The following is a 16,715-nucleotide window of genomic DNA, read 5'->3' as shown; positions in this document are numbered from 1 at the left end:
CCCCGATTGTCGGAGTGATCGGCGACCCGCTCGATGATACCGGCACACGGGTGTTCCCGGTGTCCCCCGAACGCGGACCGACGCCCTCGTGCCCGAGGCCCGTCAGAAGAGCGTCGGCACGACCGGTGCAGCGCGTGGGACCAGGCGCTGGTCGAACCCCGGATCGGCGCGCTTGAGCGGCGAGGACGTCGACCGGGACTGCTCCTCGAACGGCGACGGTCCGGAGATCGCTCCCGCCGGCGTCGCGGGCGCTGCCCCCGGGTCGCTCAGCCGGTTCGAGAACCCCATCGAGCCCGTCGCCGGATCGACGTGGCCGAGCCCCATGCCGTGCGCGCGCAGGATCGGACGGACCCGCTCGGACAACCAGCGCCGGTAGTCCTTCGGCGCGAAGGTGTTGTCGAGGTACATCGACCGGTACCGCTCGACGAGGTCCGGCCGGGTGCGCTGGAGCCACGCGAACCACCAGGGCTTCACGCCAGGACGCAGGTGGAGTGCGGAGTACATGACGCTCGACGCCCCGGCCGCCGCGGCTCGCCCGACGGCGTCGTCGAGGTGGGCCCGGGTGTCGGTGATGTACGGCAGGACGGGCATGAGGAACACGGAGCACGTCAGGCCCGCGTCACGGATGGCCCGGACCGTCGCCAGGCGCGCCGCCGTCGTCGGGGTGCCTGGCTCGACCTGCTGCTGGAGTTCGTCGTCGTAGACCGCGATCGACATCGCCAGGTCGACCGGCACCGACCGCGCGGCCTCGACCAGCAACGGGATGTCGCGGCGCAGCAGGGTGCCCTTCGTCAGGATGCTGAACGGCGTGCCCGAGTCGGCCAGGGCGCGGATGACTCCGGGCATCAACCGGTACTTGCCCTCGGCCCGCTGGTACGGGTCGGTGTTCGTGCCGAGCGCGACCGGGTGGCGGTCCCAGCTCGGCTTCGTGAGCTCGCGGTGCAGGACGTCGGCCACGTTGGTCTTCACGACGATCTGCTGGTCGAAGTCCGCTCCCCCGTCGAACTCGAGGTAGGTGTGCGTCGGGCGGGCGAAGCAGTACACGCACGCGTGGCTGCAGCCCCGGTACGGGTTGATCGTCCACCCGTACGTCCCACTGCCGTCCGCGCTCGGGACGCGGTTCAGCGCGCTCTTGGCCAGGACCTCGTGGAAGGTGACACCCGCGAACTCCGGCGTCGTCACGCTCCGGACGAACCCGCTGTTCGACTCGAGCCCGGGGAGCGCATCGCTCCGCGAGGCATCGATCGCCTGCCCACTCCACCGCATGCAGTCATTCGAACACACGTTCGAACGACATGCAAGCGGGGTCGGCTCAGTGGTGGAGTCCGAGCACCTTCGCCGTGCGCTCGAGGGTCGCGTCGGCGAGCTCCGCGTCGGACCCGAGGTCCTGCCCGTAGGTGGGCACCATCACGCGGACCGCGGCTTCCCAGCGGTCCCAGCGGTCCGGGAAGCACTTCCGGAGCAGGCCGAGCATGATCGGCACCGCGGTGGACGCCCCCGGGCTCGCACCGAGCAGGCCGGCGATCGAGCCGTCGGCCGAGGTGATGACCTCGGTGCCGAACTGCAGGACGCCACCCTTGTCCTTGTCGGGCTTGATGACCTGCACGCGCTGTCCGGCGGTGATCCGGTGCCAGTTGCCCGGCTCGGCGCTCGGCATGAATTCGCGCAGGGCGTCGAACTTCGTCTGCTTCGAGGCGAGGAGCTGCCCGATCAGGTAGCGCACCAGGTCGAAGTTGGAGAACGCGACGCTCAGCATCGGCCGGAGGTTGTGCGGCCGGATCGACTTCACGAGGTCGAAGAGCGAGCCCTGCTTGAGGAACTTCGGGCTGAAGCCCGCGTACGGCCCGAACATGAGCGAGGCGTTGCCGTCGACGATCCGGGTGTCGAGGTGCGGGACGGACATCGGCGGTGCACCGACGCTGGCCTTGCCGTAGACCTTCGCCGAGTGCTTCTGCACCACCTCGGGGTCGTCGGTGCGGAGGAACTCGCCGGAGACCGGGAACCCGCCGTACCCGCGGATCTCCGGGATGCCGGACTTCTGCAGCAGGTGGAGGGCCCCGCCCCCGGCGCCGACGAAGACGAACTTCGCCGCGATGCGCTGGGTCGACCGACCGATCTCGTTGCGGACGTCGAGCACCCAGCCCTCGCTGACGGTCGAACGCGTGAGCTTCGTGACCTGGTGCGACGGCTCGAACTCGACACCGTCGATCTCGAGCTGGTCGAAGAGTTGCCGGGTGAGCGACCCGAAGTCCACGTCGGACCCGGCGGCGGAGTACGTCGCCGCGATCGGCTGGTCCTTCTTCCGGCCCGGGATGAGCGCGGGCGCCCACTTCCGGATCTGCTGCGGGTCGTCGGAGAACTCGAGCCCGGCGAAGAGCGGGTGGTCCTGCATCGCCACGTACCGCTTGCGCATGTACTCGACGTTGTCGGCACCCCACACGAACGAGATGTGCGGCGTGGGGTTGATGAAGTTCGACGGTTCGGGCAGGTCACCGGTCTCGACGAGGTGGGCCCAGAACTGGCGCGAGACCTGGAACTGCTCGTTGACGGTCACGGCCTTGCTGATGTCGACGCGGCCGTCCGACAGTTCCGGCGTGTAGTTCAGCTCACAGAGCGCGGAGTGGCCCGTCCCGGCGTTGTTCCACGGGTTCGAGCTCTCCTGCGCGACGGTGCCGAGGCGCTCGTAGACGCGGATCTTCCAGGTGGGTTCGAGCCGGTGGATGATGGCGCCGAGGGTGGCGCTCATGATCCCTCCCCCGACCAGGACGACGTCGATGGGGTCCACCTGCTTCACTGCCACCCGACAATGCTAGCGGCGTCGGCTGACAAGCCGGGCCGGGAACGCCAGGAGGCGCGGTGCCAGCTGGCACCGCACCTCCTGGATCGCACAGGGTTACGCGGCGACCGTCCGGCGCGCGACGATCGCCTCGGCGATCTGCACCGCGTTCAGCGCGGCGCCCTTGCGGAGGTTGTCGTTGCTGACGAAGAGCGCGAGGCCGTGTCCCTCGGGTGCGGACTGGTCCGCACGGATGCGGCCGACGAAGGACGGGTCCTGCCCGGCGGCCTGCAGCGGCGTCGGGACGTCGGCGAGCTCGACCCCGGGTGCGTCGGCGAGGATCTCGGTCGCACGCTCGGGCGACAGCGGGCGCTCGAACTCGGCGTTGACCGAGATGGAGTGGCCCGTGAAGACGGGCACGCGGACGCAGGTCCCGGCGACGAGCAGGGCGGGGAGCTCGAGGATCTTGCGGCTCTCGTTGCGGAGCTTCTTCTCCTCGTCGGTCTCGCCCAGCCCGTCGTCGACGATGCTGCCCGCGAGCGGGATGACGTCGAACGCGATCGGGCGGACGTACTTGACCGGCTCGGGGAACGTCACGGCGGAGCCGTCGTGGGTGAGCGCCGCGGTGTCCTGCTCGAGCGCTGCCCGCGCCTGGCCGAGCAGCTCCTCGACGCCGGCGAGCCCGGAACCCGAGACCGCCTGGTAGGTGGTGGCGACGAGGCGACGGAGGCCGGCCTCGGTGTCGAGCACCTTGAGGACCGGCATGATCGCCATCGTCGTGCAGTTCGGGTTCGCGATGATGCCCTTCGGCGCATCGTCGATGGCGTGCGGGTTCACCTCGCTCACGACGAGCGGGACGTCCGGGTCCATGCGCCAGGCGCTGGAGTTGTCGACGACGAGGGCGCCCGCGGCGGCGAACTTCGGCGCGAGTGCCCGCGAGGCGGTGGCACCGGCCGAGAACAGCGCGATGTCGATGCCCGACGGGTCGGCGGTCTCGGAGTCCTCGACGACGATCTGCTCGCCGCGGAACGGCAGCGTGGTGCCGGCGGACCGGGCGCTCGCGAAGAACCGGACGTGCTCGGCCGGGAACGCGCGTTCCTCGAGCAGGCGGCGCATCACGGCGCCGACCTGGCCGGTGGCGCCGACGACGGCGACGGTGAGGGTGCTCATGCGGTGCTCCTGACGGGTCAGCGGCCGGTGCCGGCGTAGACGACGGCCTCGGAGTCGGCGTCGAGGCCGAACGCGTTGTGCACCACGCGCATGGCCTCGTTGAGGGTGTCGGCACGGGTGACGACCGAGATGCGGATCTCCGACGTGGAGATCATCTCGATGTTGATCGACGCCTCGTGCAGGGCGCGGAAGAGCGCCGCCGAGACGCCCGCGTTCGTGCGCATGCCGGCGCCGACCAGGGCGAGCTTGCCGATCTGGTCGTCGTACTGGATGCCCTCGTAGCCGATGTCGGCCTTCGCGACCTCGAGCGCGGTCAGGACGCCCTGGCCCTGGTCCTTCGGCAGCGTGAACGAGATGTCGGTCCGCCCGGTGACGGCCTCGGACACGTTCTGCACGATCATGTCGATGTTCGCACCGGCGCGGGCGACGATCGTGAAGATCTCCGCCGCCTTGCCCGGGGTGTCGGGCACGCCGACGACGGTGATCTTGCCCTCGGAGAGGTCTCCGGCGATGCCGGTGATGATCGGTTCTTCCACGGTTTCCCCCTCTGCAGGGTTGTAGACGATGGTTCCCTCGGCGTTGCTGAAGGAGGAGCGGACGTGCAGGGTGACGCCGTGCCGACGGGCGTACTCGACGGCACGGATGTAGAGGACCTTCGCACCGGAGGCTGCGAGTTCGAGCATCTCCTCGCTGGTGATGCGGTCGACCTTCTTGGCCTTCGGCACCACGCGCGGGTCGGCGGTGAAGATGCCGTCCACGTCGGTGTAGATCTCGCAGATGTCGGCGTCGAGCGCCGCGGCGAGGGCGACGGCCGTCGTGTCCGAACCGCCGCGACCGAGCGTGGTGATCTCGCCGGTCGTGCGGTTGAAGCCCTGGAACCCGGCGACGATCGCGACGTGCCCGGCGTCGAGTGCCTCGCGCACGCGCTTCGGGGTGACGTCGACGATGCGGGCCTTGCCGTGCTGGGCGTCGGTGAGCATGCCGGCCTGACTGCCCGTGTACGACGACGCCTCGACCCCGAGGCTCTTGATCGCCATCGCCAGGAGCGCCATCGAGATGCGCTCCCCCGCGGTGAGGAGCATGTCGAGTTCACGTCCGGCGGGGATCGGCGTCACGGAGTGCGCGAGGTCGACGAGCTCGTCGGTGGTGTCGCCCATCGCCGAGACGGCCACGACGACGTCGTTGCCGGCCTTCTTCGTCTGGACGATCCGCTTCGCCACGCGCTTGATGCTCTCGGCGTCCGCGACGGACGATCCACCGAACTTCTGCACGATCAAGGCCACTGGTTGGTACTCCCGGGGACGACGGTTCCGCGACTGTCACGCGGTCTCATGATGGTAGTCGGTGTTTCGAGGATGTTGCGTCAGAGCCGGTGCAGACGCAAGGATCCTGCGCGCTGCTCGGCTCCGGCAGGTCAGCCGCCGACGACCCGACGGCCCTCGAACGCGCGGCCGAGTGTGACCTCGTCGGCGTACTCGAGGTCACCGCCGACGGGCAGCCCGGACGCCAGGCGGGTCGTGCGGATGCCCATCGGGACGAGCAGCCGGCTGAGGTACGTCGCCGTGGCCTCGCCCTCGAGGTTGGGGTCGGTGGCGATGATGACCTCGTCCACCGTGCCGTCCGCCAGTCGCGTCATGAGCTGCTGGATGCGCAGGTCGTCCGGGCCGATGCCGTCGATCGGGCTGATCGCGCCGCCGAGCACGTGGTACAGCCCGCGGAACTCGCGCGTCCGTTCGATCGCGGCGACGTCCTTCGCCTCTTCGACGACGCAGATGACCGCCGGCGACCGGCGCGGGTCACGGCAGATGCTGCACTGCACGTTCTCGGTGACGTTGCCGCAGATCTCGCAGAAGCGGACCCGCTCCTTGACGTCCGCCAGGAGCTCGGACAACCGGGTGGGGTCGAACGACTCGGTCTGGAGGATGTGGAACGCGATGCGCTGCGCCGACTTCGGTCCGATGCCGGGGAGGCGACCGAACTCGTCGATGAGGTCCTGCACGATGCCGTCGTACATCAGGCGCCTTCCTCGTGGAGGGAGGTCTCCTCGATGAACTGGGCGTTCAGGATCTCACGGACGACGGCCTCGCCGTAGCGGCCCGCGACGGGGGTCCGGCGGACCTGCGGTACGGGTGCGGCGGGGCGCTGGGCCGGTGCCGGGCGCTGCTGGCTCGGCGCGGGGGCGGCGGGCTGCTGCGGTGCGGCGGACTGCTGCGCGTCGGGGTAGGGGTCGCCGTCGCCGTACGGGTCGTCGTCGAGCGGGTAGTCGTCGACGGGGACGTCCGGGCTGCCGCCCGGTGCGGCGGCCGGACCGGTGGACTGCTCGGCGCCCGGGCCGCGGTCGGCCTCGGCATCCGGACTGCCGGGAGGCGCGGCCTGCGTCGACGGGGTCGCCTGCGGTGCGGGGGCGCCCAGCGAGGACGCGGGGCGCAGCTGTGCCGCGAGGGCCGCGTCCACCGTCGGGTCGGACGTGGTCGGGACGGGAGCGACGGGCTCACCGGTGTCGGTGGTGCCGAACGGGGCCGACCACGAGCGCTCGGCCCCGGCGGTGGGATCCGCGGCGGGGATCGTGGCGACGGCCCATTCGGTGACCGGGGCGCCGGTGGGCTCCGGGGCGGGGGTGGGCTCCGGGGCGGGGGTGGGTGCAGGGCGGGACTGCGTCGGGCGCTGGTCTCCCTGCGCGGGCGCCGCGTCCGGCCGTGCCGGTGCCGGTGCCGGTGCTGGTGCCGCGTGCTCCGACGCTGCCGTCTCGCGCGCGGCGGACTCGGCCGCCGAGGGTGCTCCCGTGGCGGATGCGCCCCCGCCGGACTCCTGCGCAGCGGACCGGTCGGCGGAGTCCCCCGCCGCCTGCTGCTCGGCGGACCCGTGCGGCTCGGCCGTCGTCGGCTCCGGACGCGCGGGAGCGGCCGGAGCCGTCTCGGCGGACCGGTCGGCACCGGGCCGTGCAGCACCCGCAGCACCCGCAGCACCCGCAGCATCAGGGGCAGGCGCGGCACTCGGCGTCGGCTGCGCGGCCCCCTGCGGCGGCTGGGCCCCGGGCTGCTGCGGCGGTCGCTGCTGCCCCGGCCCACCGGGACCACGGGCGACGAACTTCACACGGAGCCCGAGCACGTCGACGATCGCGGCCCGCAGGAGCTCGCTGACGCTGGCGTTCGGGTCGGACATCTCCTTGAACGAGGCGACGTCCTGCTGGCTCGGGAACGTGAGGGTGAGGACGTCGTCGCGCAGCGCCGTGACCTGCGCCGTGACGACCACGGACCACGCCGAACGCTTCTGCCGCTGGACGTGCTCGACGATCTGCGGCCAGGAGTCGCGGAGCTGCTGGAACCCGACGGCGCCGATGGGACGCACGGCCGGCTCGTCGCCCGCAGTCGTGCCCTGGCCGGTCGAGGACGCGTTCGCAGCGCCCGCGGCGGGCGTCGGCGTGGCTCCGGGTGCCGGCGTGGACCCGGGTCCGTTCGACGGCGCCTCGGGTGCGCTCGGCACCGCGGCGGCCCACGAGGCAGCAGCATCCCGAGCGGTGGCACCGGGGTCGGTCGACGTCGTGGCCGGGGTGGCGGTCGGTTCGGCAGCGGCCGGAGCGGGAGCCGGCGCCGGCGTCTGGGCCTGGCTCTGGGCGGGAGCCGCGGGGGCCTGGGCCGCCCGAGGAGCGGGGGCGGCTGGCTGCGTGCTCGGCGCGGGGGCGGTGGTCGACCCCGCGGCCGGGAGCGACTCCGGCCCGGCCTGGTGCCCGCCGGCGTCCCCGACACCGATGCGTCGCTCGAGTCGCTCGACCCGGGCGAGGGCACCGCGCTGGGTGTCGTCGGCCTCGGGCACGAGCATCCGCGCGGTCATGAGTTCGAGGTGCAGCCGCGGCGAGGTCGCCCCGGTCATGTCCGTCAGTGCACGGTTCGCGATGTCCGCCGCACGCGAGAGCCCGGTCGCACCGAAGACACCGGCCTGCCGGGTCATCGTGTCGAGCTCTTCCGGTGAGACGCCCCGGAGGACGGCCGCGGCGCTCTCGTTGGTCGCGGCCACGACGATGAGGTCACGGAGGCGCTCGAGGAGGTCCTCGACGAAGCGACGAGGGTCCTGCCCGGTCTGCACGACCCGGTCGATGGCGGCGAACGCCGATGCCGGGTCGGCCACGGCGAGCGCGTCGACCACGTCGTCGAGCAGTGCGGCGTCGGTGTAGCCGAGGAGCGCGACGGCCCGCTCGTACGCGATCGCCCCGTCCTCGCTGCCGGCCATGAGCTGGTCGAGCAGCGACAGGGTGTCACGGACGGAACCACCGCCGGCGCGGACGACCAGGGGCAGCACGCCGGGCGCGACCGAGACCGATTCCTGCTGGCAGAGCTGCTCGACGTACTCGAGCATCGCGGCCGGCGGGACGAGGCGGAACGGGTAGTGGTGGGTGCGCGACCGGATCGTGCCGATGACCTTCTCGGGCTCGGTCGTCGCGAAGATGAACTTGACGTGCTCCGGCGGTTCCTCGACCAGCTTGAGCAGCGCGTTGAAGCCCTGCGGCGTCACCATGTGCGCCTCGTCGAGGATGAAGATCTTGTAGCGGTCGCGTGCCGGGGCGAACACGGCGCGGTCGCGCAGGTCACGGGCGTCGTCGACACCGTTGTGGCTGGCGGCGTCGATCTCGATCACGTCGAGCGATCCCCCGCCGCCGCGTGCCAGTTCGACGCAGCTCGGGCAGACGCCGCACGGGGTGTCGGTCGGGCCCTCGGCGCAGTTCAGGCAGCGCGCGAGGATGCGCGCGGACGTCGTCTTGCCGCAGCCGCGCGGCCCGCTGAACAGGTAGGCGTGGTTGACCCGGTTCGTGCGCAGGGCCGTCCGGAGGGGATCGGTGACCTGCGACTGTCCGATCAGCTCGGCGAAGTTCTCGGGCCGGTAACGGCGATACAGGGCGGTGACCACGCCCCAAGGGTAGCCGGGACGACCGACACCCGATGGTCGGACCGGACCGCCTGTGGGAAGTGGGCGGCGGGCGCGTGACGAACCGCGCCTCCCGTCCGTGCAGACGACGGGACGGGAGGCGCGGTTCGTGCGTGCGACGGACTCAGACGCGTCCGCGGCGGCGGACGCCGCGGGCGAGCCGCGACAGACCCAGCAGGAGGAAGCCGAGCACCACCAGGCCACCCGCTGCCCCGGCGAGCGGGGCCACGTCGGCACCGGTGAACGCGAGCCCGCCGGGCCCGGAACCGGTCCCGCTCCCGCTCCCGGACCCGTTGCCGCCGGTCCCGGGCGCGCCCGGCATCCCGGGCGCACCGGGCGTTCCGGGTGTCCCAGGCGTTCCGGGCGTCCCGGGCGTCCCCGGCGTGCCGGGGCCACCCGGCACCGCGGCGTCGACCACGACCGCGACCGACTGCACGGCCGACGTCGCACCCGCCACCGTCTGCGTCACGCGGATGGTGTGCTGCCCGACCGCCAGTCGCAGGACGACCGACCAGGTGCCGTCCTCGGCCGCCGTCGTCGTGACGGGCGTGCCGTCGTCGGCGACGACCGTGACGGTCGCTCCCGGCTCGGCGGTCCCGGTGACCCGCCAGTCGACGGTCCCGGCGGCCGAGGCCGTCTGGTGCGCGCCCGGCGTGGGCGAGGTGACCGCGAGCGGCTCCACCGCGTCGACCACGATCGGGACCGGCTGCGAGACCGTCGTCGTGCCGTTCACGGACTGCGACGCCTCGATGGTCCACTCCCCCTCGGGGACGCGGTCGAACGTGACGCTCCAGTCGCCGTCGGCGTCCGCGGTCGTGGTGCGGACCTGCCCGTTCGACAGGCGCACCGTGACGAGCGCTCCCGGTGTGGCGTGCCCGGTCACGGTGAAGCTGCCGGTGTCGCCGGTGCCCGTCGCGGGGATGAGCTGGCCGGGGACCGGGCTCGCGATGGTCACGTCGGTCGACTGGGCGACCACGACCCGCACGGTGCTCGTCACCGGGTCGGAGGTCACGCCGCCGACGGTCTCGGTGGCCGACACGGTGTGGGTGCCCGGCGGGACCCGGGTGACGGTGACGGTCCACGAGCCGTCACCACCCGCGGTCGTCGTCGCGGTCCGGCCGTCGATGTCGACGGAGACCGTGGCGCCCGGCTCGGCGGTGCCGCTGACCGGGATCGACGTCGTGGCACCGGTGGTCGGGACGACCTGGCCGTCGGTCGGGCTGGTGATCCGGACCGGTGCGGCCGCGGCGACGGAGAACCCGACCTGCGGGGCGTTCGTCGTCGTCCCGCCGACCGTCTGCGCGGCGGCGATCGTGTGCGGGCCGGTGCCGACGTCCGGCACGGTGACGGCCCACTCGCCGTCGCCGTCCGCCGTCGTCGTGACCGGGGCCCCGCCGTCGACGCGGACCGAGACGGCCGCGTTCGGGGCGGAGACACCGGTGACCCGGACGTCCGTGGAGCCGCCGAGCACGCGGTAGGCGGTGCCGTTCTCCGGGGAGGTGACGACGATCGCGTCCACCGCGGCGACCTCCACCGTCAGGTCGCGCTCGATCGGCGACGACGTCGTGCCGTTCACGACCTGCGTGACGACGATCGTGTGGTCGCCGGCGTCGAGACCGGTGAGCTCGGTCGACCAGCGGCCGTCCGGGCCGACCGGGACCTGGACGGGGTCGCCGTCGTCGGTCACGATCCGCACGGTGCCGCCGGGCTGCCCCTGGCCGCTGACCGGGACGCTCGCGGTCGTGGTGCCGGCCGGCACGGTCACGGTGTCGCCGTCCGCCGGCGTGTCGACCGTCAGCGCTGCACCCGCGGCGACCGTGAAGGTCGTCGAGACCGGCGCCGAGGTCGATCCCTCGACCGTCTGGGTGGCACGGACGGTGTGCTCGCCGGTGCCGAGGCCCTCGAGGTCGACGGACCAGGTGCCGGCGGCGGTCGCCGTCACGGTCCGGGGGTCGCCCCCGTCGACCGCCACCCGGACGGTCGCCAGCGGCTCGGCGGCGCCGTTCGCGGTCACGGTCGCGATCGAGTCCTGCTGCGCGACGCGCACGGTCGATCCGTTCGCCGGGGTGGCGATCGTGATCGGGTCCGCGACGAGCACCCGGATGCCGACGGTGACCGGGGCGGAGACGGTGTCACCGATCCGCTGCGTGACGCTGACCGTCGGGGTGCCGGCGGGCACGTCGGGCACCGAGACGCTCCAGTCGCCGTCGGTGTCCGCGGTGGTGGACTCGCTGCGTCCGCCGCCGAGGTCGACCACGACGGTCGCACCGGGCTCCGCCGTCCCGCTGACGTCGACCGTGGTGGTCGCGCCCTCGCCGGCGACGGTGTACTCCTGGCCCGCCGTCGGTTCGGCGATCTCGACCGGGGCACCGGCCTCGATCTCGAAGGCCGACTCGACCGGGGTGGTGGACGTGGACCCGTCGACCGTCTGCGTGACGCTGACGTCGTGCGTGCCGACGCCGAGGTCCGGCACGTCGACGCTCCACGCGCCGTCGTCACCGGCGGTGACCTCGACGGGGTCGCGGTCGTCGACGGTGACCGTGACGGTGGCGCCCGGCTGGGCGTCACCGGCGATCGTCACCGTGGTGGTGGCGTCGCCGTCCGCGACGGTGATCGGGTCCTCGCCGGGCTGGCGGACGGTCAGGTCGGCCGCGGCGACGACGGACACCGGTCGTGCGACCGCCGCGCTCGTCGTCCCGTTCACGGCCTGGGTGACCTCCGCCGTCCACGAACCGGTGGGCACGTCCTCGACCGTCGTGGCCCAGTCCCCGTCGTCGTCGACCCGTGCCGTCGCGGTCCCGCCGTCACCGAGGTCGACCGTGACGGTCGCCCCGGGCTGGCCGGTGCCGGCGAACCGCACGTCGGTCGTGGCGTCGTCGTCGGCCACCGTCACGGAGGTGGCCCCGGCCGGGGTCGTCACCGTGAGCGGCGCACCGGCGCGGACCGACACCGCCGCGGTGACGGGTGCAGACGTCTGCCCGCCGACGACCTGCGTCGCGCGGACCGTGTAGTCGCCGACCGGGACGTCCGCGAACGTCGTCTCCCAGGCGCCGTCGGCAGCGGCGGTCACCTCGTCGGAGTCGCCGTTCGACAGCGTCACCGTGACGGTGGCCCCGCCCTGTGCCCGGCCCGCGGCCCGCACGTCGGCCGTGCCGGCCGCGTCGGCGACCGACAGGACGGCGCCGTTCGTCGGAGCGGTCAGGGAGAGCGCGGTCCCGGCACGGACGGTGACGGTCTGTGCGGGACTGGAGGCGCTGGTCCCGCCGACCGTCTGGGTCGCGGTGAGCGTCGGGTCACCGACACCGACCCCGCCGAACGTGACGGTCCAGTCGCCGTCGCCGTCCGCGGTGGTGGTCGTCTCGTCGTCGCCGAGTCGCACCGTGACCGGAGCGTTCGGCTCGGCCGTCCCGGTGACCGTGACGTCACGCGTCGCGTCGGCGTCCGGGACGAGCAGCACGGCGTCGGCGGCCGGGGTCGTCACCGTGACCGCGTCCGCGGCCTCGATCGTGACGGTGCGCGTCGCCGGGTCGGAGACCGCCGGGAACGAGACCGTCCCGGGCAGCGTCTGCGTCACCGACACCGGGTGCTCGCCGACGGCGAGGTCCGGGAAGGTCACCGACCAGGTGCCGTCCGGGGCGACCGTCGTCCGCTGGTCGTCCTCGCCGGTCGTGCTCGCGGTCACCGCGGCGCCGGGCTGGCCGGTGCCGGAGACCGTCACGTCACGTCGGACGTCGTCGCCCGCGACCGTGATCGGCGCCGTGCCGGGGGCGGTGATCGCGAGCTGCGCGGCCGAGACGACCTGGAACGTGGTCGGGATCGCGGTGGTGACCACGCCCTCGACGCTCTGGCTCGCGTTCACCGTGTACGTGCCGGTGGGTGCGAGACCGGTGGCGTCGACGCTCCACACACCGTCGCCGTCGGCCGTGGTGGTGAACTGCGTGTCCGGGCCGAGCGAGACGGTGATGTCCGCGTCCGGCTCCGAGGTGCCGGAGATCGGGACGGTCGCGGTCGCGTCGCCGTCGACGACGACGAAGCGCGAACCGACGGCCGGCGAGTCGATCGCGACGGCGGTCCCCGGCACGACGGTGAAGTCGCGCGTCACCGTGGGTCCGGTCGTGCCGTTCACGGTCTGCACGGCGGTGACGGTGTGGTCGCCGATGCCGAGCTGCGTCGGGTCGGTCGCCCAGTTGCCGGAGCCGTCGGCGACCACGTCGACCGGGTCGCCGTCGTCGACCGTGACCCGCACGCTCGCACCCGGCTCGGCGGTGCCGCGCACGACGACGCCGATCTGGCCGCCCGCTCCCGCGGGGACCTCCTGCGCGTCCGTGGGCGACTCGATCACCAGGTCGTCGCCGACCGCGATCGCGAAGTCCCGGTCGACGGCTGCGGACGTCTGCCCGCCGACCGTCTGCGTGACGCTCGCGGTGTGGTCGCCCGTGCCGACGTCCGGCAGGGTCACCGACCACGCACCGTCGTCACCGGCGGTCGTGGTGACCGGGTCGCCCGTCCCGTCGAGGACGACGCTGATGCCGGCGCCCGGCTGCGCGGTGCCCGAGACGACGACGTCGATCGTCGAGTCGTCGGTCGCGACGTCGGTCGTGCCGTCCTGGGTCGGCGAGGTCACGGCGAGCGCCGCGCCGGCGACGACCGTCACGACCTGGCGGACCGCCGGCGAGGTGGTCCCGCCCACGGTCTGCGTCGCCTGGATCGTGTACCGGCCGACCGGGACGTCCTGGACCGTGGCGGTCCAGTCCCCGTCGCCGTTCGCGGTCGCGGTGGCGGTCAGCCCGCCGCCGAGCGAGATCGCGACGTCGGCGCCGGGGACGGCGGTGCCGGTCACGTCGAGGTCGGTCGTCGTGTCCGCGTCGAGCACGGTGACGGTGGCACCGGGTGCCGGGGCGGTGATCGCGATCGGGTCACCGGCGGCGACGGTGAAGTCGCTCGTCACGGGGCCGGAGGTCGTCCCGCCCACGGTCTGCCGAGCGGTCGCGGTGCGGTCGCCGACCGGGACGCCCTGGAAGGTCGCCTCCCAGTCGCCGTCGCCGTTCGCGGTCACCGTCGCGGTGAAGGACCCGCCGATGCCGACCGTGACCTGCGCGTTCGGTGCGGCGGTGCCGGACACCGTGACGGGCGTGGTCGAGGTCGGGTCCGCGACGGTGATCGTGCTGCCGTCCTCGGGTGCGTCGATCGTCAGCGCCGGGGCGGCCGTGACCGTGAAGGCACGTGTCACGGGGGCACTCGTCGAGGACCCGACGGTCTGCGTCACCTGGGCGGAGTACGACCCCGCGGGGACACCCGTCACCGTCGTCGACCAGGTACCGCCGGCGTTCGCCGTGGTCGTGGCCGTGCGGCCGCCACCGAGGTCGACGTCGACCCGGGCGCCGGGCTGCGCCGAACCGGAGAACGGCACGTCCCGGGTGGTGCCGGCGAGCGGGAAGTCCTGGCCGGCCGTCGGGCTGTCGACCGTGAGGCCGGCTGCGGCGACGACCCGGAAGGCCCGGGTCACGGGCGCCGAGGTGGTGTCCCCGACCGTCTGCGTCACGCTCGCGGTCGGTTCGCCGATCGGGACGTTCGGCACCGTGGTGCTCCACGCGCCGCTCGCGTTCGCCGTGCTGGTCGCGGTGAGGCCGCCGCCGAGGTCGACGTCGATGCGGGCGTTCGCGGTCGCGGTGCCGGTCAGGGTCACCGGCGCGGTGGCGCCGGTGGTCGTGAAGGTCTGCCCCGCGGTCGGCGTCGAGATGGTCAGGGCCTGCTGCGCGACGACGGAGAACTGCTGCGTGGCCGAGCCCGCCGCTGCTCCCCCGAGGGTCTGGGTCGCGGTCGCCGTGTACGTGCCGGTGGGCACGTTCGCCACCGAGGTGCTCCACGTCCCGTTGGCCGCCACGGTCGCGGTGCCCGTCCGGCCGCCGCCGAGGGTCACGGCGATCGTGGCTCCGGGCTCGCCGGCACCGCTGACGGTGACGCTGCGGGTGGAGGACGCCGTCGGCACGCTGAACACCTGGTTCGCGGTCGGTGCCGTGATCGTCGGCGCGACGAAGGCCGAGGCCCGCACGGTCGACGTGGCGAGGTCGACGGTGGCGACGTTCGCCCCCGGCAGGATCGACAGCCGCAGGGCGTGCACGCTCCGCGAGCCGGGGTCGTACCCGCGGCCGTCGCGGAACCCGGTCGTGGTGTCCTGCGCGTTGACGGTGAGGTCGACGACCTGGCGGAGGAGCAGGACGACCGGCGACAGCAGCGTCGCCACGGCTGTGGTCGTGGTGGTCAGGGTGGTGCCGAGCTGCGTGAGGGCGGTCCCGCCGATGATCGGCCGGAGCGCGGTCTGCAGGGTCGGGACGACGATGCCGGAGACGACCGGCGCGAGCACGGTACCGAGGGGCAGCGGCAGGCCGACGAGGCTCCCCGATGCGGTGATGGTCGGGTTCGCCGTCGCGGTGCCGGCCAGCGCGCCGAGGGTCGTGTCGACCTGCAGACCGATCGCGGCCGCCGACTGCCCGAGGACGGTGGCGTTGGTGGCGATGTTCACGCGCACCGCGGTGGAGTTGATCGTGTTGACGACCGCCGTCTGCAGCGTGGTGGGCAGCTGCGTGCCGAGGATCGTGGCGATGCTCTGGTTGATCGAGTCCACCGCGACCGTCGTCAGCACCGGGGTGTTCGCGGGCTGGCCGTTGAGGGCCGTGAGCTTGTCGAGGTCGACCGTGATGGTGCCCGTGGCCGGGACGATCGTCACGGCGCCGTCCGTGAGCGGCTGCTGGAGCACCTGGGTGAGGGTGCCGTCGAGGTTGAGGTTCACGTTCGCGGTGATGGTGGTGCCGCTCACGTTCACCGTGCCGAGCAGCGCCTGGCGGAGGAGCGTCTGGATCTGGCCGGACACCGCTGCGGTGGTGCCCTGCAGCGCTCCCCCGGTGCCGAAGACGCCGTTCACCGAACCCGACACCGTGCGGAGCTCGTCGCGGAGCGAGGTCGTCAGCCCCTGGACGGCGGGGCTCGTCAGCGTGAGGTCGGCTCCGGCGATCCGGTAGTCGCTCGTGGTGCTGACCGTCGCGCCGCGCGTCGCGGACAGGGTCGAGGCGAGCGCCCCGACACGCAGCTGCGCGTTCGAGAGCACTGTCGTGTCGGCACCGACCCGGCTGAAGAGCGGGTTGAGGTCGAGCGTCGACGCCCCGGTGCCGATCCCGGTCCCGACGCCGATGCCGCCGTCGTTCGTCAGGAGGCCGGAGGACGCCGTCGCACCGTTCGCCGAGGTCGTCGCGTACTGGCCGGCCACCCCGAGGGTGAGGATGCCGTTCGCCCCGAGCAGGTCGATGTCGTTGCCGAGGTCCACCCCCACGGTGTTCAGGGCCTCGACGTTGAGCGGCTGGTTCGTCGTCCCGCCGCCGGTCGTCGCACCGCGTGCGGAGTAGGCGCCGCCGAGCTGGGCGATGCCGTCGACGTCCACGATGCCCGAGCCGCTGAGCAGGAGCCCCTCGGCCTCGGAGACGTCGGTCTGTGCAGCCACAGCGGGTTGGATCGCCACGGTGGCGGCGAGGAGCGCCGTCACCGTGGCGATGACGCCGCCGCGCAGGAGGAGACGCCGATCGTCCGATGCTCGTCGTCGAGCTCGGCCGCCAGCACCGAAGATCCGTCGTGTCCAGTCGCCCGCCGTCGTGGGTACACGGGTACCCCGCAGCGACACGTGCCTGCGCATGCGTGTCTCTTTTCCTGGCGAGCGCGCTCGCCACCTGATCCGGAACTCCCCCGCTGGTGAGGCGGTGGAGGGTCAGGAGCCCTGGTTGGGGGTTCCTGAGGGCGATCTTTGCACACGATCAGGTTGCTGTCCGCAACCCGTTACGAAAGAGACACCGGGCGCACG

General features: G+C 73.1%; 7 protein-coding genes. All 7 read right to left on the bottom strand.

The window, feature by feature from the left end:
- Positions 1-102 precede the first annotated feature (102 nt).
- Positions 103-1,266, bottom strand: a complete 1,164-nt coding sequence (locus BIV03_RS12580) for an Rv2578c family radical SAM protein (protein WP_071295950.1) — start codon at positions 1,264-1,266, stop codon at positions 103-105.
- A 46-nt stretch (positions 1,267-1,312) separates the two neighbouring features.
- Positions 1,313-2,800: a malate:quinone oxidoreductase gene (locus BIV03_RS12575; RefSeq protein WP_139201961.1), complete on the bottom strand. Its 1,488-nt coding sequence runs from the start codon at positions 2,798-2,800 to the stop codon at positions 1,313-1,315.
- 93 nt (positions 2,801-2,893) lie between these two features.
- Positions 2,894-3,946 carry an aspartate-semialdehyde dehydrogenase gene (locus BIV03_RS12570; protein WP_071295949.1) on the bottom strand — a complete coding sequence of 351 codons (1,053 nt, stop codon included), beginning with the start codon at positions 3,944-3,946 and terminating at the stop codon, positions 2,894-2,896.
- A gap of 17 nt (positions 3,947-3,963) precedes the next feature.
- Positions 3,964-5,229 (bottom strand): aspartate kinase, encoded by a 1,266-nt coding sequence (locus BIV03_RS12565; RefSeq protein ID WP_070418403.1) that lies wholly within the window; start codon positions 5,227-5,229, stop codon positions 3,964-3,966.
- Positions 5,230-5,360: 131 nt separating this feature from the next.
- Complete coding sequence (gene recR / locus BIV03_RS12560; RefSeq protein WP_070418402.1) at positions 5,361-5,960, bottom strand: recombination mediator RecR; 600 nt, start codon at positions 5,958-5,960, stop codon at positions 5,361-5,363.
- On the bottom strand, positions 5,960-8,848 hold the full coding sequence (locus tag BIV03_RS12555; protein WP_071295948.1) for a DNA polymerase III subunit gamma and tau: 2,889 nt from the start codon (positions 8,846-8,848) through the stop codon (positions 5,960-5,962). The genes recR and BIV03_RS12555 overlap by 1 nt, the downstream gene beginning before the upstream one ends.
- Positions 8,849-8,990: 142 nt before the next feature.
- The gene (locus BIV03_RS12550) at positions 8,991-16,361 is read right to left on the bottom strand and encodes a choice-of-anchor G family protein (RefSeq protein ID WP_175475818.1); all 7,371 of its coding nucleotides are present in this window, start codon (positions 16,359-16,361) and stop codon (positions 8,991-8,993) included.
- Positions 16,362-16,715 lie beyond the last annotated feature (354 nt).

It is taken from the genome of Curtobacterium sp. MCBA15_016 (assembly GCF_001865105.1).
Taxonomy (GTDB): domain Bacteria; phylum Actinomycetota; class Actinomycetes; order Actinomycetales; family Microbacteriaceae; genus Curtobacterium.
This window is presented reverse-complemented; position numbering and strand designations above follow the sequence as displayed.

Coding starts and splice junctions, on each gene's coding strand:
- BIV03_RS12570 (WP_071295949.1), bottom strand. CDS start 3,946: ATGAGCACCCTCACCGTCGCCGTCGTCGGCGCCACCGGCCAGGTCGGC.
- recR (WP_070418402.1), bottom strand. CDS start 5,960: ATGTACGACGGCATCGTGCAGGACCTCATCGACGAGTTCGGTCGCCTC.
- BIV03_RS12580 (WP_071295950.1), bottom strand. CDS start 1,266: ATGCGGTGGAGTGGGCAGGCGATCGATGCCTCGCGGAGCGATGCGCTC.